Below are 15,823 nucleotides of genomic sequence, written 5' to 3' on the forward strand. Positions count from 1 at the left end.
GAGGCCTTATGTCAGTAACACTCGAAATAACAAAATCAAATGTGGCTGTACTGGTACTAAGTCGCCCAGAAAAACACAATGCATTTAACGAAGAAGTCATCAGTGAGCTGATCCGTTTAATTGAACACGCAAACAGTTGTGATGTGCGCGCACTGGTTTTAAGAACCGACGGTAAGCACTTTTCTGCTGGCGCTGATTTAAACTGGATGAAGTCGATGGCTGGCAATGACTTTGCAGAAAACTTAGCGGATTCTATGCAGCTAGCAAAACTTATGAAAGTCCTTGCTACCAGTCCGCATCCAACAATTTGTACCGTACAAGGTGCTGCATTTGGTGGTGCCTTAGGCTTGATTGCGTGTTGTGATATCGCAATTTGCCAAGACGATGCACAGTTTTGCTTAAGTGAAGTAAAGCTTGGTCTTATTCCTGCGGTTATCAGCCCTTATGTCATTAAAGCTATTGGTGAGCGCGCTGCACGTCGTTATTTTTTAACGGCAGAGATTTTTGACGCGCATACAGCCAAGCAACTGGGTTTAATTCACCAGATCACCGGCGATTTACAAACAGCGCTCGACAAACACTTACAAAACCTTGTCAACAATGGTCCTGTTGCTGTTAAAGCAGCAAAACAGCTAATCAATGATGTCGCTGGCAACGTAATAAATGATGCACTGATTGAGTTAACCGCAGAACGCATTGCACGCATTCGTGTATCTGAAGAAGGCCAAGAAGGCCTGACTGCATTTTTTGAAAAACGTGCCCCTAACTGGCAGAAATAGGAACCATTATGACAACAAAATCATTGAAAAAAATTCTCGTTGCCAACCGTGGTGAAATTGCCTGCCGAGTTATGCGTACAGCAAAGCAAATGGGCTTAACTACGGTTGCAGTGTACTCAGATGCTGATAAACATGCTCAGCACGTAAAGCTTGCTGATGAGGCGTATCACATTGGCCCTGCGCCAAGTAAAGATTCGTACTTAGTAGCAGACAAAATCATCGATGTAGCTAAACAAGCAGGTGTTGATTGTATTCACCCGGGTTATGGTTTTTTATCTGAGAACTGTGACTTTGCACTCGCGTGTGAGAAAAATGATATCGCCTTTATTGGCCCGCCAGCATCAAGTATTGAAGCCATGGGTTCAAAAACCCGCGCTAAAGAAATTATGCACCAAGCAAATGTACCATTAGTGCCAGGCTACTATGGTGACAATCAAGATACAGATTTCCTACAAGCTGAAGCTGAAAAAATTGGTTATCCGGTACTGATTAAAGCGGCCTTTGGTGGCGGTGGTAAAGGGATGCGAGTTGTTGAACACGCAAAAGACTTTATCGGTGCACTTGAAGGCGCAAAACGTGAAGCAAAAGCCGGCTTTGGTAACGATTTAGTACTGTTAGAGCGCTATGTCACCAAACCGCGCCATGTTGAAGTACAAGTTTTTGCCGATAGCCATGGTAACTGTGTGTACTTAGGTGACCGTGACTGCTCTTTACAGCGTCGTCACCAAAAAGTAATTGAAGAAGCCCCTGCTCCGGGTTTATCTGATGCACTTCGTAAAGAAATGGGTGAAGCTGCGGTACGTTGTGCCCAAGCGATTAACTATCGCGGTGCAGGTACGGTTGAGTTTTTATTATGCGGTGATGAATTCTTCTTCATGGAAATGAACACCCGTTTACAAGTAGAGCACCCAGTAACAGAAATGGTAACCGGTGTTGATTTGGTGAATTGGCAAATCAATATTGCGTCAGGTGAAGCATTACCACTTAGCCAAGCAGATATACAGCTACAAGGTCACAGCTTTGAAGCGCGTATTTATGCAGAAGATCCAAGTAATGACTTTATTCCGTGTTCTGGCCACATTGACGCCCTATTCACACCGAACGAATCTGAATTTGTACGTATAGATACAGGGATTGCAGCGGGTGATGAAATTAGCCCGTTCTACGATCCTATGATTGCTAAATTAATTGTGCATGACGATAACCGTGAGGCAGCGCTTGGGCGTTTATCAAAAGCACTAGAGCAATTCCACCTAGCAGGTTTTAGCTGTAACGTTAATTTCTTACATAATCTTGCTAACCACCCTACTTTTCAAGCAGGTGCACCCGATACGCACTTTATTGAAGACCAAGGTGAGCGCCTTGTTGCTAAAAACGAGCAACAGTCTGTTATTGCGACCGTTGTGGCAGCCTATGCGTATGCACATCAACTAAAAGGTGAAAGCAGCAGCCCATGGCAACAATTAACAGGCTTTATGCTAAACAGTGATGCTAAAACAACAATTCCGTTTGTAGATTTAAACGTTCATGCGGTTAAAACATCAGATGGCTTTAAAATTAGCTTAGATGGGGTTGACTATACAACCTCGGGCAAGGTTGAAAATGGCCTTGCAAACTTAGTTGTTAATGGCGAAAAAGTTGTGGCTCATACTAATCAAACAGACTCTCACATTACAGTGATGTACAAAGCACAGCAAATGGTGCTAGAACTGATTGATAAACACTATATTAGTGAACACGAAAGTGATGCGTTGCCACTTGCTGCACCACTCAATGGTACTGTTGTTAAACATTTAGTTGAAGTGGGTAGTACTGTTGCTAAAGGTGACGCTGTTGTCATCATCGAAGCGATGAAAATGGAATACACGCTTAATGCCCCACATGATGGTGTATTAACCAGCTATTGCTTTGCTGAAGGTGAACTGGTGAGTCACGGTGATATGCTCGCGATTGTTGAAGAGCCGGAGGCGTAATGGCACAGTTTCCTGATTTTGTTAGCATTGTAGAAGTTGGCGCCAGAGACGGTTTGCAAAATGAAGCCGCCGTTAATACCCAAGATAAAGTCGCTCTTATCAACGCCCTTGCAGATGCTGGGCTTAAAGATATTGAAGCAGGCGCCTTTGTGTCACCTAAGTGGGTGCCACAAATGGCTGACTCTAGCGATGTAATAAGCGCGTTAAATTTGCCTAATGTTAACTTAAGTGCCCTCACCCCGAATTTACGGGGTGCAGAGGCGGCAAAACAAGTCGGCATACAAGAATTTGCTATCTTTACAGCGGCAAGTGAAGCGTTTTGTCAAAAGAACATTAACTGCTCTATTGATGAAAGTATTGACCGCTTTAAGGATGTTATGGATTTTGCCAAAGCGAATAACATTCGTGTTAGAGGTTATGTTAGCTGCGTCATGGGTTGTCCATATCAAGGTGATGTCGACTACAATGATGTATTAAAGGTATCAGAGCGATTATTAGAGCTTGGTTGTTACGAAATTAGCCTTGGCGACACCATTGGTGTAGGTACGGCGAAAAAAGTCGATGAGTTATTAGATTTACTCTTGCAACATATTGATAAATCAAAGCTCGCTGTACATTTTCACGACACATACGGACAAGCGCTCACAAATATTTACACCGCCCTAACACGCGGTATATCAACGGTTGATAGTGCTGTTGCAGGCCTTGGTGGTTGCCCTTATGCCAAAGGTGCGTCAGGAAATGTTGCCACTGAAGATGTAGTTTACTTACTACAAGGACTTGGCATAGAGCATGGTATTGATTTAGAAATACTGGCGAAAGCTGGTTGGGCTATTTGCAGTGCATTAAATAAACAACCTGTCAGCAAGGTATCACTTGCTCTAAAGAACACTCAGAATAATTAAGGAGTAGGCTCATGGCCGGTTTCGATAAAGTGGTTTCAAGTTATGAAGCTGCAATGGAAGGTTTAAAAGATGGCGATACAATTATCGCTGGTGGCTTTGGCTTGTGTGGTATTCCTGAGGGACTTATCAGTGAAATTAAGCGTAAACAGACTAAAAATCTAACCGTTGTTTCAAACAACTGCGGTGTCGACGATTTTGGTTTAGGTGTTTTACTTCACGATAAGCAAATTAAAAAAATCATCGCTTCTTATGTGGGTGAAAATGCGCTTTTCGAAAAACAACTACTCGATGGCGAAATTGATGTTGTTTTAACTCCACAAGGTACACTTGCTGAGAAGATGCGCGCCGGTGGTGCGGGTATTCCTGCGTTTTATACTGCTACAGGTTACGGCACTCCGGTTGCCGAAGGCAAAGAAGTCAAAGAATTTGATGGTCGCCCGTATATCTTAGAAGAGTCAATTACAGGTGAGTTTGCCATTGTTAAAGCATGGAAAGCCGACCGCTACGGTAATCTTGTATTTCGCCACACCGCAATGAACTTCAACCCGATGGCCGCTACAGCAGGAAAAATTACCGTTGCTGAAGTAGAAGAGATTGTTGAACCAGGTGAACTTGAGCCAAGCCAAATTCATACCCCAGGCATTTATGTTAATCGCGTGATCAAAGGCGACTTTGAAAAACGCATTGAACGTGTAACAACTCGCGATTAAGGAGCAATAAAATGGCATTATCACGTGAACAAGTTGCAATGCGTGTTGCACAAGAACTACAAGATGGCTATTACGTAAACCTAGGTATTGGTATCCCTACTCTGGTTGCTAACTATGTACCTGACGGTATCGAAGTTATGTTGCAGTCTGAAAATGGCTTATTAGGTATGGGTGCGTACCCAACCAAAGACCAAGTTGATGCAGATATGATCAACGCGGGTAAAGAAACCGTGACAGCAGCCACAGGTGCAGCAATATTTAATAGTGCAGATAGTTTTGCCATGATACGGGGTGGTCATGTAGACTTAACAGTATTAGGTGCATTTGAAGTTGACCAGAACGGTAACATCGCATCGTGGATGATCCCAAAAAAGCTAATTAAAGGCATGGGTGGCGCGATGGACCTCGTTGCTGGCGCGAAGAATATTATTGTTACGATGACTCATGCAAGCAAGCATGGCGACTCTAAGTTATTAGAAAGTTGCACTTTACCGCTAACTGGGGTTAACTGTGTAAAGAAAATCGTAACTGATTTAGCCGTACTAGAAGTTAAAGACGGCGCATTTCATCTAATCGAACGCGCTCCAGGCGTGTCGGTAGATGAAATTATTAGCAAAACGGCAGGCAAATTGCTTGTTGAAGGTGATGTTCCAGAGATGGTTTTTTAAACCACTCACATCCCATGTACCGACCTCATTCCCAGTGCCAATGGCGCTGAGTTACCCAAAATCCCTCGCAAGAGGGATTTTTTTTATCTAAAGTCAGCCTTTCGCCGCACCATTTTGTCACATAAATAGTATAAAATGCCCTGCTTTAGTGAATTGGCAGTATCTAATACTGAGACTATGACGAAATAGCTAAAACTGCTAAGATCACTTTTTTACTAAACATTTGCCTAAACATAGATTAAACGAGCGATTCACGATTGTTTTTTATACAATATGGCAAGAGTTAGCTATATTCATTCTTTAATCTCTATTTTTTTACATTTTGGGATAATAATTGCTTAGCAGTTAATTAACTAACAAGCGCTTTGAGACTTACTGAAATTAACTATGCAAACACCTATTCGTGGCCTACGCTCATTTTGTTTTGCTGCACGCACCCTTAGCTTTAAAGATGCAGCAAACCAGCTTTACCTTACACCGTCTGCCGTAAGCCATCAGATCAAACAATTAGAAGAACAATTGGGTATTGAACTATTTGAACGTCAAACCCGTTCAATTCGCCTAACAGCGGCTGGTAAGAATTTTTATGACTCTGTATCACCGCTTATTAAAGCGCTAGAAAAAACCATTAATGAGTTTAGTCAGTTACAAGAGAACGTTACGATCAGTATTACGTTACCTGAGTTTTTCGCCAGTGAGCTTTTAATGCCAAAACTGAGCGAATGGACCAGTGAGCACCCAAATACAAACTTACAGCTTAATACCTTAAAAACGCGTAAAGAGCTGACTAAGCAAAGCGATTTGTCGATTGTATTGTCTTCATCTAAACCGCACGAAGGCGTTGTACATGAGCTATTTTCGCTATCGTATACACCAGCTTGCAATAAAGAAAACTGGCAAGCATGGCAAGAAAACCCGTTTCAGGCTTTAAATGAAGTTCCTCTTATACTTCATAAAGCGCGTCCTTGGGCTTGGCACCAATGGGCAGAGCATGCTGGTATTGATGACTTTGCACCAAAACAAATTATTCAGGTTGATAGTATGTTTGGTGTGGCACGTGCCGCGCAACAGGGTATGGGTATTGCCCTAATCCCCTTGCCTATCAGTCAGACTTGGTTTGATGAGCAATGGTTATTTAATTTCACCGATATGCCATTAAAAACGAAAGATAAATATTACTTAGTTCAACACGATCCTAGTGAAACTAATGCACAATTAGAGCTATTTATAAAATGGATGCTTGATACTTTCAAACATCTAAAATAATAGATTAAAGACCCTCAATTTTGTTGAGGGTCTTATATTGCTAATTTAACTTTTCGACTTGGTTACTAAAATACTCACTTTGTTTTCACCTATTTCAAAAGACGCTTGTTTACCATATTCCACAACAAAAGAAGGTGTAAAATAGCTGCCAGCGAGTGTGATTGATGTTTCTACAGCTGCCGTATTATTTTGTTGTGGTGTAACTTTAACTTCATAACTAAACCCCTCACCTATAGAGATGGTCACAGGTTGTTTTTCTTCCACCAGCATTACTGGCGATGCTAGTAGCTCATTCGCTTTATAAACAGATGTTTCAACTTGAAAACTATCAGCTGCGAAACAACTTGTTGATGCTAAAAATACGCCTGCTACTAAACCTAACTGTTTTTTCATATTTATTTCCTTATCTCATTTATAGGGTTTGTCCGTAATTAATATCAGTTAGTACGTTTATTTGATACACGGAAACTTCAGAATGTTAACTTTCTCTATCAAAGCTCTCGATAATACACATCAATGGTATGTGATATAGCTTCATAGCTGTTATTTTCGTGTTTAAAACACGCTTTTCTTAGTTCCTTCTCTTCGTAGTTTTTACCTGCCACGACGACTTGATCGAGAGTTTGTGAATTTGCACAGAATTGATTTGATGAAATTGTTTCTACTTTGACTGATTCAGCTTTTGAACGCGGTAATGAACTAGGCTTTGGATTTTGCTTCATGCCTTCAAGTAACTGTGCTTTAGTAACAGGCACAGTATCTGACCCTAGCCCAGGAATATGCAATGTTTGTTTAATCGTATAGTTTTTACTTAATAATGGCGCAAACAAAGATACATCGTTGCTCAAATAAGCTTGCTCAAAATTAAGATAAACAGCCACTTTATCTTCAGCTGCATTGGCAACGAATGGGCATAGTAATAAACACGCAAGTTTAAGCTTCATAGTCTTTTTTATTTTTTACCTATTTAACAACTATATATCACCTTAAAGTACCGATTTAGCCATTAATAAACAACTATTTGTTTAATTTATGGCTCTCCCTACCTATGATTATTTATCATCTTGCTTTTGTTTTTTACGTTGCTCATGCTTTGCTTTAGCAACGTTTTCGAACACGGGCGGCGGTATCGGAAATAATGAGATAAGCGGAAATAAAGCCATAAAAAGATAAGCGCCTTTTGGCATTTTTTTAGCCCAACGTACCATATGGGACAAAATGATAAAGGCTATAACTAGGCTAACAAAAGCAACGATAACTATAAGTAAAAGTGTAAGTAAGTCCATTTTCAATCCATCAATAGGTGACTTAAGATTAATGGGTCCTTATGTACGTTTTTTAAACCGTTAAATTGTTAATTGATAGCTAAAGCCAATTTCAGCAATCGGCATAAGATCAAATAACGAAAAGCTTCCTCTATCTAACTTCAAGCTTCCCCTCTAATTCTAATTCATTACATTAGACTAAAGTCTATAGGTTAAATTTCTTCATCTATTAGGTCATTTTTTATCGTTTGTTGAATTTGCAGCGTTCAATTAAAGTTCATTTGTCGGCGATTGATACCGACTCAAATAGAGGAAATGATTATGTTTAGTACACTTATGAAACGCGTTGCACTTAGCTCTTTATTAACTTGTTCAGCTATGGCAGTGGCTGATCAGAGTGACTACAAATTAATGGTTATTGATCAATCTACACGAGCAACAGTAGAAACAAACCGCCAATACGAACTAGCATTTAACCAATGTGCGTTAAGTGTTCAAGCAAAGAATTTTACAGAAGCTGAAACACTTTGCTCTAAAGCAATCAGCTTGCTTAGCAAGAGCAAGGTACCTGCTTACAAACGTCGTGAATTAACCTCATTTGCATTAAGCAACCGCGGTGTAGCTCGAATCATGTCTGAAAACGACACTGCTGCATTGTCTGACTTTTACGAAGCAGTACAAATTTCAGGTAACGAGCTAGTAGAGCACAACTTAACGCGTGCGAAAAAGAACTTAGCATTATAAGTTTTCACAAAATTGTGTTGTCACAAAACCCAGCTTCGGCTGGGTTTTGTCGTTTATGTACTTTGGATGTTTCCCAGCACTTAAACAGCTTGATATATAGAAGGTTTTCGAATTCATCATTGCTTTATAGAACCCAGAATAAAACAAACGCCAACATAAAACCAAATAACGCTTGCAACTATTTGCCAAATATCTAAACCTGAGGTTGTGATAAATGTTGGAATGGCAATTAAACCCCGTAAAGTGCAAATTACCGCAATAGTAACTAGAGCAGGTTTCAGAAAAGAAACTTTACGGATTAAACCAGCCGCTGAAAAAGCAAACACAGTACAAGCAAACATTAAGCTAGCTACGATTATTGTACCAATTGGGGCAAGCAATGTTCCATGTATTGAAGATTCTATAATCTGTTGAGGTGCCCTAGCAAATGCATACCAGCTAGGCCCGCCAAATATACATAGTACGTGCCAGATAGCAGAAATAAACGCAATAACACCCGCACTAATTAATAATTTTGATTGAATACTAAGGCTCAATATTGACTCCGTTCTACTGTAATCTTAGGTCTTATCAAAGCAAATCGACTATAGTCCACTTCAAACCTTTCTGAACCGGAATTTCACATTCCCCCAAAAGAGGTAATCTTTTTCGCTGCTGATAAGTTAAAGCTAACATCAAACATGACTTTATTATTACTTTTGGTGGCGAAGTTGATAAACAAAGAAATATTGCTCTATTTCCTTGAAATGGAGCTCTTCACCATATAGTTCACGAAATGTATCTACCAATTTAGTTTGGTAATTGAAAAACAGATAATAATTATTAGGTGACTTTAACTTCCAGTCGATTCGAATAGGGCTGCCTGTTTTTACACTATCGCTAGGCTCTTCCCATTTAGTGTCTCGTCAATTTCACCTAGGGCCAGTTCAAATGCAATTTCAAAAACTAACTCTCTAATCTCGAAGAGCTTAGTTCTGGCATTTTAGGGTATTTATCAAATTTTTTTTACTTCCTTGTTCATTTGAATCTCCGTTATTCATTTTATTCAGTCAAAAAAGTATGGTTGGAAAATCAATGAAGTAGTGTAGCCATACAGTAAGCCCACTTGTATTTTAAACTCACTCAGCACTTGGTCCAGATAATGCCTGTTTGTAACTTAAATCAAAGTTTTTGAGTAACTGATTCAGGTAGTTCAGGTTTATCTGGTTAGGTTTAAAACTTTGTCCCTTCTCAATATTAGCTATATGTTGTTTTAGTTTTGCTTTATCTTTATTCCAAAAAGCGATGTTTCCTAACACAAAGTCATTCCAATACATTTTTGAACCACTTACCTCTTCATTGGAATGCAATACTTTTTTAGCGTGAAAAACCGCTTGTTGATAGTCACCCGCTAACCCTTCCATTTGAGCTAAATGCCAAGTTAATGAGCTTTCATTTGAATTATTATGAGAGATATAACTTTTTATCAGAATGGCAGCTTCAGCATGGCAACCTGATTTTTCTAACAATCTAAAACCGGCATCGTACGTCTGATCAAATTGTTGGTATGTTAGGCTCAAATCGTCTTTTAACCTTTCTTCAAGCTCAACTTTACAGTCAGCAAAGCTTACATTTGATATAATTAAAAACCCGATTGATAAGAGTCCTGTTTTCATAATTCCGTCCTTAAATTTGCTAATGCCTGTATAAGATAACACTGCAATCAAACGCAAGTTCACTACAAAATAAAAGTAGTTGGTTCCATGTAACCTTTAAATTGTTGTTAATTTTCTATAATTCTAAACGAATTATTACACAAGATGATCTTAAATCACCAGAATATACAAATAGACATCCTGAATATAGCTTGACGTGCCAATTCATAAGATAAATGTAATTCGTAAACGTGTGTTCTTCATTAATGGCTATGAGAATGAAGATGAAGAGTATCTATACTTGAGCGCCTAATACAATCGTCATCTAACACTGTGTACTTATAGACATGAAAGCAGCCATACAACCCTGAGAGAATAAATAAGCTATTGCAGATACTAAGAGCCTATTACAACTTTTGTTTAACTGGGAATAATGGTAAAACACCAGCAGAAAAATTAGGCATAGCGAAAGGTCCTTTGCCCTTGATTGAGCCATATTTTTATATAACACGGAGGACACAACTTAATGGAAAGCTTTTTATTTAAGTTTGCATGTTTTGATTGCAGAGTTTCTTTTAAGAAGCCTGCTACCAATAATATTAAAGAATACAGTGCCCACTTGCCAGAAGCTGTACTATCGCATAAATGCATGATCTGCGGTAACAAGATGGCATTTATGGGTAGGCAATTTCAATCACCACAAAAATCAGACTTAAGTGGTTGGAAATCTGCTCAATTATTATGGGAGCATGGTTTTAGGTTTGTTGGAAATGGGTTTCACAATTCACCCGCATTACCAAAGAAAAAACCTGATACATTAGCTTTTATTTCGGAAAACAAAGATCACAATCAAAAGGTGTCATTTTCAGTAGATTGGGAAGTATACAAAGCAATTACGTAAATAATTCAAATAATAACAAGAGCAATTTACGCAGCCACTTGGTGCACACGAAAGGTTAATGTTAATGGCTTAGTTGAAATGGCTTTTTCTAGCGTCTGCTTTGGTATTCCGGACGCCCAGTAGCTTTTTGAAATAAAACCGTAAATTACTTCAAAATCGAGATCAGTTTTATTTGTGTTAATTCTATATCCTTGCACCAGTATTCCTTCTAACGGTTTATCATGATAATTATGAATTTATTGCTAGTCTGCGTACCACAATAAACTCTTGTTATTTAAGTTGTTTAGTTTTAACAAAGTCACTAACCAATTGCTACTGTCCAAACAATAAGACTGTGCCCCTTTGACCTAAATATATTTTAAACCACAATTTACGGACCCAAATAACATTTCTATATAAGAGACAGCATTAAATTTATTAGCACTCAACTCAGTTAATTTGTAACTTTCAATACAGGAATAAAACAACTTAACCTCCTCTACATCACAGTAAAATTTCGAATCCTGAGTAATTACTCTATAGATTAAATTTCTTCATCTATCAGTTTTAATTTAATCGTTTGTTTAGCTTTTGGGAATATTTTAAAGTTCACTCGTTGGCAAGAAACACCAACTTATTCAGAGGAAAACTATCATGTTAAAAACACTTGTAACCACTATTGCACTTAGCTCTTTATTAACTTGCTCAGCGATGGCAGTAGCCACACAAGCTGATTATAAACTGATGGTTATTGAGCAAGCTCAAACGAACGATAATGCAACTAGCCAATACGAAACTGCCTTCAACCGCTGTGCATTAAGCGTTAAAGAAAAGAATTTTTCAGAAGCGGAAAGCCTGTGTACACAAGCAATTTCTCTTCTAAGTACAAGTAAGGTACCTGGTTACAAACGCCGCGAATTAACTTCGTTTGCACTTAGTAACCGTGGTGTTGCCCGCATCATGTCTGAAAAAGATACTGCTGCACTTTCTGACTTTTATGAAGCGGTGCAAATTTCAAAAAATGAACTTGTTAATCACAACTTAAGTCGCGCAAAACAAAACCTAGCGCTGTAAAAGTTCCCCCAACCAAATTGTTGTCGATAGCCCGGTTCTTGTGTGTTCTGACCGGGCTTTTTTTATTTAATGTTTGGCAAATAAATCTGACATCCCCTTCATTGTGATGCGATCAAATTGAATTTCTACAGGTAATCCTTCTATATGGTATTCTGCTGGAATATCTACTTGCAAAATAAGTTTTAAAGCGGCTTTTTCGCCTTCGAATGGACCCGAAAGCTGCGGGGGTATCTTACTTGTAAGCTCTGTATATTCATTAATTACAGCATCAAATTTTTTACCATTTGGAAGTTTTACAGTCGCTTTTTGACCTATTTTTGAATACTCCAAAAATTTTGGTGCAAGATAAGCATGAACTCTTAGATCTCTGCCGGTATCTACTGAAAATAATGGTGAGTTTTGATCTACAAACTGACCATCTTGCACAAAGATATCGTTAATATTTCCCGAAAACGGAGTTTTAACAACAAGGTTTTGTTGCAGTGCAGACAACTTTGCAAATTCAATTGAAAGATCTTGATAGCGTTGCCCCTTTAATCCATACAAGCGTTCCATTTCTTGCCGCTCTTTTTCACGCAAGATATCAACTTTTGTCTGTTCGTAATTTAATTGAGCACTGTTAAAAGCAGCTATTGCGCTTGCTAAATCAGAAACGGGGACTATTCCGCGGCTTTTATAATCTTTATACGTATTAAGCAATTCTTGCTGCCTTTCAACGCCTTCTTTTGCGACTCGCTTTCTTTGTTCTAGCTGCGTCATAATTGTTTTGCTAAATGGTATCTGTTGTTGAGTTAGATTTAATATTTGTCGGTCAACTTCTTGATACTGCCCTGTCAATTCAGGGTTATATAATGTGAGCAATATTTCATCTTTCATCACAGAATCACCAAGGTTAACGTCAACAAATTCAATAGTTCCTTTACTTGGAGCTTTAATCAGAAGCGGTTCAGTCGTAATGATACCAACAGCTTCAACCTTAAGTTGTGGCACTAAATAAATCCATGCGACAATACAAATAGGGCTCAATGCAATCAGAATTAAAAAATACCAGCGTAATTTATGTGATGTTCTTTTTGCTCCAGCATATGGAACTTTAATTCCTTTTTCTTCGTTCGGATTGTTGACCTTTGCAGTGCTATTAAAATGCAATTTCATATTATTCCCTTAATCTAAAATTTTTGACCACGTTTAAGCACCCACCAAGGTGCCATACTAGACTCTTCATGCGACCGCCGGAATACTTCATTAACCAGCGCAAAGCAACATACTAGGCGCATTATAAATGCATAGATGGGATAGAGAGGTAACCAGAGGAATAGTGTAAAATCTTGCTTAGGCCTTTCTGAAACACTAACTAAAACTAACAAATAAAAATAGCCGATAGTTAGAAGGTATAAGGCATAAATGACGAATATTAATGCTAGTGAGAATTGCCAAGGATAAATAATAGCAACCCCAACAAAATACACAAAAATGACAAATGGCAACATAACGTTTTGCAAGTAACCATAAAAAAGTGTAAACAAAAAATTCTTCCAGCCTAAAAGCTTAGGTGAAAAAGCTGGCCAATGTTTACGCAAATATAAAAACAGCAAGTCCCCGTCCCAACGTAATCTTTGCAAGACAAGCTCTTTAAATGATTGAGGTGCGTCTGTATGTGCAATCGACGCAGTCGCGTAAGGTATTTTTAAATTAGGGTAGCGTTTAAAATACTGTTTGATACGAACTGTTAGATCTAAATCTTCTGCAGTATGAGTATCCCAACCTCCTATTTGTTTTAAGAAATCACGTCTAAATGCACCAAATGCACCTGAAATATTGTTAATTAAATTACATTGAGCTAAGCCAGTTTTACCACCCTGCATCGATATTAAGTATTCGATTGCTTGCATTCTAGTCCATAAAGTTTTATTCACATTACGAACTCTTAAAGCACCTCCCACAGCAGGTACATTAGGGTCTTCAAATAACCTGACTAAATTTGCCATCATATCATTGTCAAATGAAGTATCCGCATCAACATTGACGATAATTTCACCTTTAGCATAGGATAAGCCTGCGTTTAAAGTTGAAACTCGCCCTCCCCGCTGCCATTTTGGCAATAAAACAATCTCACGATTTTTGCGTTTAAATAACTGCTTACATTCTTTAGCTACATGGTAAGTGTGGTTATTTTGAACAGCACCATCTATTACAGCAATAATTTCAATTTTACCTGGGTAAGTTTGTTCAACGAGTGACTGAATGGTTTCTTTAACTGCATCCCCTTCTGCATAACAAGTAATAACACAGCTAACTTTTGGTAAATAAAATAATTTAGTATTGTTTATACGTGTCTTTTCTCTAGTCCATTTAATTATGCCAAACGTGATTATTAAAAATAGCGGCAACTCATAGATAAGGTATAAAGGAATAAATTTCACTAGAACTAATATATTACTTTGTACATAAAACATAATTTGTTCAGTAATATGTATTAAAGTGCTGAGCGTACTCATAAAACACTCTCCTGCTGAGCTGCAAATTGTTGCTCAAGCCAAACACCTATTTCATCTGGCATTTCTTTTGATGGAAGTGGAATGCCTTTAATCGAAAGTGAGAAATCGCTATTTTTATTGAGTAAAGAAATCCCTTTTAATTTTTGATAAACAAAGGATAAATGTTCAATTGTTGTATTAGGTAACATTAAAAGTAATGTATGCTCTCCTGCTAAACAGCAAATATCCGTGGTCCTGATACTCTCGTTAATTCTGCTCTCAAATTCGTCTATTAATTGAATAGCACGTGCTTCACCATTTTCTGCAATAAATTGCGCGAGGTTTTTTAACTCTATCTTAACTATTGAGTGTGTTTGCTGGTGCCTTACGGCAAGTTGGTTTTGCCACTTAACCACCCATTCGAAATGTGAATAGTTAATAGAGTCAGTGCTGGTTAAATTAAAATTGTCAAAACGCTCACCAAGTCTAATTAAACTTTTACCTTCCATTGATATGTTGTAACTATGAATGTTCTGTACTATTAACTCATCAACTTGATTACTGGTCTGACAGTGGAAGCATTTAGCAATAACGTCAGCATCTACAAAGCTAGTATGGCATTGGTTACATTTCTGATTTTCTATTGGGCGATCATAGTCAACGCCAATGTGTCTCAATTTTGTATGGCAATTAGGGCAGCTTAGCCCGATACCCTCTTTAAATTTAGATTCGCCATTTACATGACCACAGTTAAAACAGTGCAAACTAGATACACTGGCAATATCAATACTTTGACAACTTGGGCATGAATCAACATAATTTAAGTGCCCTGATTGGCAGTGTCTACAGTAGCGAACACGGTCGATTAACTTATCTGTCTGTAAGAGTTTTCTTCTATGGATACTCGACAACCATGACATCGCATCTTTAGTGTTAACCCCGAAACACTCTAAAAGCGGATAATAATAAACACTATTAATGCTTAAATCATGAACAGGTAACAAGCTATTACCTTTATAAATCCACATAAAAGACAAAAGCTTAGTTAAAGCTGAGTCGACTAAATTAAGACTTAGATTTAAACTAGTTGCGCGCGTTATTACGGAGTTATAAAAATCATCACTTTGTTTATTAAAAAGACCATTTGCAAGAGCTTCTGATAAATAACAAGGCGTATTTACCAAAATACAGCTTTGCCATAACAGTTCGTGCTTACGGATTTTCTTGAGCGCTTCGCCTTGGTTTACAATGTTGTCAGCAAAAACAATAAGTGGAAAATGAGATTGAGCTTCAAAAGCGGAAAAAAAGTGCTCTACGTCGTTAAATACTGTGAATTCGTGTCCGTAAACTAAAAAATCAATATCCTTAAGCTCACCAATCCAAATTTTTTGTAACGAAATATCATTTAATTGCTGTTTATTCATTTACCCTCCATGAAATGAACTATT

Annotated in this window: 17 protein-coding genes; 9 read left to right on the forward strand and 8 right to left on the reverse strand. The window is 38.2% G+C overall.

The annotated features are described in order from the left end of the window. The first annotated feature begins 8 nt into the window (after positions 1 to 8). The 6 genes from IRQ78_RS04610 to IRQ78_RS04635 all read left to right on the forward strand — a co-directional run bounded on the left by IRQ78_RS04610 (position 9) and on the right by IRQ78_RS04635 (position 6,301). Complete coding sequence (locus IRQ78_RS04610) at positions 9 to 779, forward strand: enoyl-CoA hydratase/isomerase family protein (protein ID WP_194441484.1); 771 nt, start codon at positions 9 to 11, stop codon at positions 777 to 779. An 8-nt stretch (positions 780 to 787) separates the two neighbouring features. Further along, the gene (locus IRQ78_RS04615; RefSeq protein ID WP_194441485.1) at positions 788 to 2,752 is read left to right on the forward strand and encodes an acetyl/propionyl/methylcrotonyl-CoA carboxylase subunit alpha; all 1,965 of its coding nucleotides are present in this window, start codon (positions 788 to 790) and stop codon (positions 2,750 to 2,752) included. Continuing rightward, the gene (locus IRQ78_RS04620) at positions 2,752 to 3,657 is read left to right on the forward strand and encodes a hydroxymethylglutaryl-CoA lyase (protein WP_194441486.1); all 906 of its coding nucleotides are present in this window, start codon (positions 2,752 to 2,754) and stop codon (positions 3,655 to 3,657) included. Before IRQ78_RS04615 ends, IRQ78_RS04620 begins: the two co-directional genes overlap by 1 nt. Positions 3,658 to 3,668: 11 nt before the next feature. Next, on the forward strand, positions 3,669 to 4,367 hold the full coding sequence (locus IRQ78_RS04625; protein WP_054553797.1) for a CoA transferase subunit A: 699 nt from the start codon (positions 3,669 to 3,671) through the stop codon (positions 4,365 to 4,367). An 11-nt stretch (positions 4,368 to 4,378) separates the two neighbouring features. Further along, positions 4,379 to 5,035, forward strand: a complete 657-nt coding sequence (locus tag IRQ78_RS04630; protein ID WP_054553796.1) for a 3-oxoacid CoA-transferase subunit B — start codon at positions 4,379 to 4,381, stop codon at positions 5,033 to 5,035. 387 nt (positions 5,036 to 5,422) lie between these two features. Continuing rightward, a complete protein-coding gene (locus IRQ78_RS04635) occupies positions 5,423 to 6,301 on the forward strand; it encodes a LysR family transcriptional regulator (protein WP_054553795.1) in 879 nt (292 codons plus the stop codon). A 45-nt stretch (positions 6,302 to 6,346) separates the two neighbouring features. Here the strand turns inward: IRQ78_RS04635 and IRQ78_RS04640 are convergent, their stop codons facing one another. The 3 genes from IRQ78_RS04640 to IRQ78_RS04650 all read right to left on the reverse strand — a co-directional run bounded on the left by IRQ78_RS04640 (position 6,347) and on the right by IRQ78_RS04650 (position 7,587). Further along, positions 6,347 to 6,694, reverse strand: coding sequence for a hypothetical protein (locus tag IRQ78_RS04640; protein WP_194441487.1), 348 nt, complete (start codon positions 6,692 to 6,694; stop codon positions 6,347 to 6,349). Between the two features lie 98 nt (positions 6,695 to 6,792). Then, on the reverse strand, positions 6,793 to 7,245 hold the full coding sequence (locus IRQ78_RS04645) for a hypothetical protein (protein WP_194441488.1): 453 nt from the start codon (positions 7,243 to 7,245) through the stop codon (positions 6,793 to 6,795). Between the two features lie 108 nt (positions 7,246 to 7,353). Next, positions 7,354 to 7,587, reverse strand: a complete 234-nt coding sequence (locus IRQ78_RS04650) for a hypothetical protein (protein ID WP_166340181.1) — start codon at positions 7,585 to 7,587, stop codon at positions 7,354 to 7,356. Positions 7,588 to 7,887: 300 nt separating this feature from the next. Here IRQ78_RS04650 and IRQ78_RS04655 point away from each other — a divergent pair, with 300 nt between their 5' ends. Next, positions 7,888 to 8,310, forward strand: coding sequence for a hypothetical protein (locus tag IRQ78_RS04655; RefSeq protein WP_187489631.1), 423 nt, complete (start codon positions 7,888 to 7,890; stop codon positions 8,308 to 8,310). A gap of 116 nt (positions 8,311 to 8,426) precedes the next feature. Here the strand turns inward: IRQ78_RS04655 and IRQ78_RS04660 are convergent, their stop codons facing one another. Next, positions 8,427 to 8,846: a hypothetical protein gene (locus IRQ78_RS04660; RefSeq protein WP_187489632.1), complete on the reverse strand. Its 420-nt coding sequence runs from the start codon at positions 8,844 to 8,846 to the stop codon at positions 8,427 to 8,429. 582 nt (positions 8,847 to 9,428) lie between these two features. Then, the gene (locus IRQ78_RS04670; RefSeq protein ID WP_194441489.1) at positions 9,429 to 10,022 is read right to left on the reverse strand and encodes a hypothetical protein; all 594 of its coding nucleotides are present in this window, start codon (positions 10,020 to 10,022) and stop codon (positions 9,429 to 9,431) included. A gap of 448 nt (positions 10,023 to 10,470) precedes the next feature. Between IRQ78_RS04670 and IRQ78_RS04675 the strand changes: the two genes are divergently transcribed. Next, entirely contained in the window at positions 10,471 to 10,845 is a 375-nt protein-coding gene (locus tag IRQ78_RS04675) for a hypothetical protein (RefSeq protein WP_194441490.1), read from the forward strand. Positions 10,846 to 11,478: 633 nt separating this feature from the next. Next, positions 11,479 to 11,898 carry a tetratricopeptide repeat protein gene (locus IRQ78_RS04680; RefSeq protein WP_194441491.1) on the forward strand — a complete coding sequence of 140 codons (420 nt, stop codon included), beginning with the start codon at positions 11,479 to 11,481 and terminating at the stop codon, positions 11,896 to 11,898. A gap of 66 nt (positions 11,899 to 11,964) precedes the next feature. On the opposite strand, the gene IRQ78_RS04685 is transcribed toward IRQ78_RS04680, so the two are convergent. From IRQ78_RS04685 to IRQ78_RS04695, 3 genes are read right to left on the reverse strand one after another with little or no spacing between them, the layout of a single operon-like run. Further along, a complete protein-coding gene (locus IRQ78_RS04685) occupies positions 11,965 to 13,053 on the reverse strand; it encodes an HlyD family secretion protein (protein ID WP_194441492.1) in 1,089 nt (362 codons plus the stop codon). A gap of 14 nt (positions 13,054 to 13,067) precedes the next feature. After that, entirely contained in the window at positions 13,068 to 14,396 is a 1,329-nt protein-coding gene (locus tag IRQ78_RS04690) for a glycosyltransferase family 2 protein (protein WP_054553786.1), read from the reverse strand. After that, positions 14,393 to 15,799 carry a TackOD1 domain-containing metal-binding protein gene (locus tag IRQ78_RS04695; protein WP_194441493.1) on the reverse strand — a complete coding sequence of 469 codons (1,407 nt, stop codon included), beginning with the start codon at positions 15,797 to 15,799 and terminating at the stop codon, positions 14,393 to 14,395. The genes IRQ78_RS04690 and IRQ78_RS04695 overlap by 4 nt, the downstream gene beginning before the upstream one ends. Positions 15,800 to 15,823: the final 24 nt, after the last annotated feature.

The organism is Pseudoalteromonas simplex, from assembly GCF_015278155.1.
In the GTDB taxonomy this organism is placed as follows: Bacteria; Pseudomonadota; Gammaproteobacteria; order Enterobacterales; family Alteromonadaceae; genus Pseudoalteromonas; species Pseudoalteromonas simplex.

Coding starts and splice junctions, on each gene's coding strand:
- IRQ78_RS04610 (WP_194441484.1), top strand. CDS start 9: ATGTCAGTAACACTCGAAATAACAAAATCAAATGTGGCTGTACTGGTA.
- IRQ78_RS04615 (WP_194441485.1), top strand. CDS start 788: ATGACAACAAAATCATTGAAAAAAATTCTCGTTGCCAACCGTGGTGAA.
- IRQ78_RS04620 (WP_194441486.1), top strand. CDS start 2,752: ATGGCACAGTTTCCTGATTTTGTTAGCATTGTAGAAGTTGGCGCCAGA.
- IRQ78_RS04625 (WP_054553797.1), top strand. CDS start 3,669: ATGGCCGGTTTCGATAAAGTGGTTTCAAGTTATGAAGCTGCAATGGAA.
- IRQ78_RS04630 (WP_054553796.1), top strand. CDS start 4,379: ATGGCATTATCACGTGAACAAGTTGCAATGCGTGTTGCACAAGAACTA.
- IRQ78_RS04635 (WP_054553795.1), top strand. CDS start 5,423: ATGCAAACACCTATTCGTGGCCTACGCTCATTTTGTTTTGCTGCACGC.
- IRQ78_RS04640 (WP_194441487.1), bottom strand. CDS start 6,694: ATGAAAAAACAGTTAGGTTTAGTAGCAGGCGTATTTTTAGCATCAACA.
- IRQ78_RS04645 (WP_194441488.1), bottom strand. CDS start 7,245: ATGAAGCTTAAACTTGCGTGTTTATTACTATGCCCATTCGTTGCCAAT.
- IRQ78_RS04650 (WP_166340181.1), bottom strand. CDS start 7,587: ATGGACTTACTTACACTTTTACTTATAGTTATCGTTGCTTTTGTTAGC.
- IRQ78_RS04655 (WP_187489631.1), top strand. CDS start 7,888: ATGTTTAGTACACTTATGAAACGCGTTGCACTTAGCTCTTTATTAACT.
- IRQ78_RS04675 (WP_194441490.1), top strand. CDS start 10,471: ATGGAAAGCTTTTTATTTAAGTTTGCATGTTTTGATTGCAGAGTTTCT.
- IRQ78_RS04680 (WP_194441491.1), top strand. CDS start 11,479: ATGTTAAAAACACTTGTAACCACTATTGCACTTAGCTCTTTATTAACT.
- IRQ78_RS04685 (WP_194441492.1), bottom strand. CDS start 13,053: ATGAAATTGCATTTTAATAGCACTGCAAAGGTCAACAATCCGAACGAA.
- IRQ78_RS04690 (WP_054553786.1), bottom strand. CDS start 14,396: ATGAGTACGCTCAGCACTTTAATACATATTACTGAACAAATTATGTTT.
- IRQ78_RS04695 (WP_194441493.1), bottom strand. CDS start 15,799: ATGAATAAACAGCAATTAAATGATATTTCGTTACAAAAAATTTGGATT.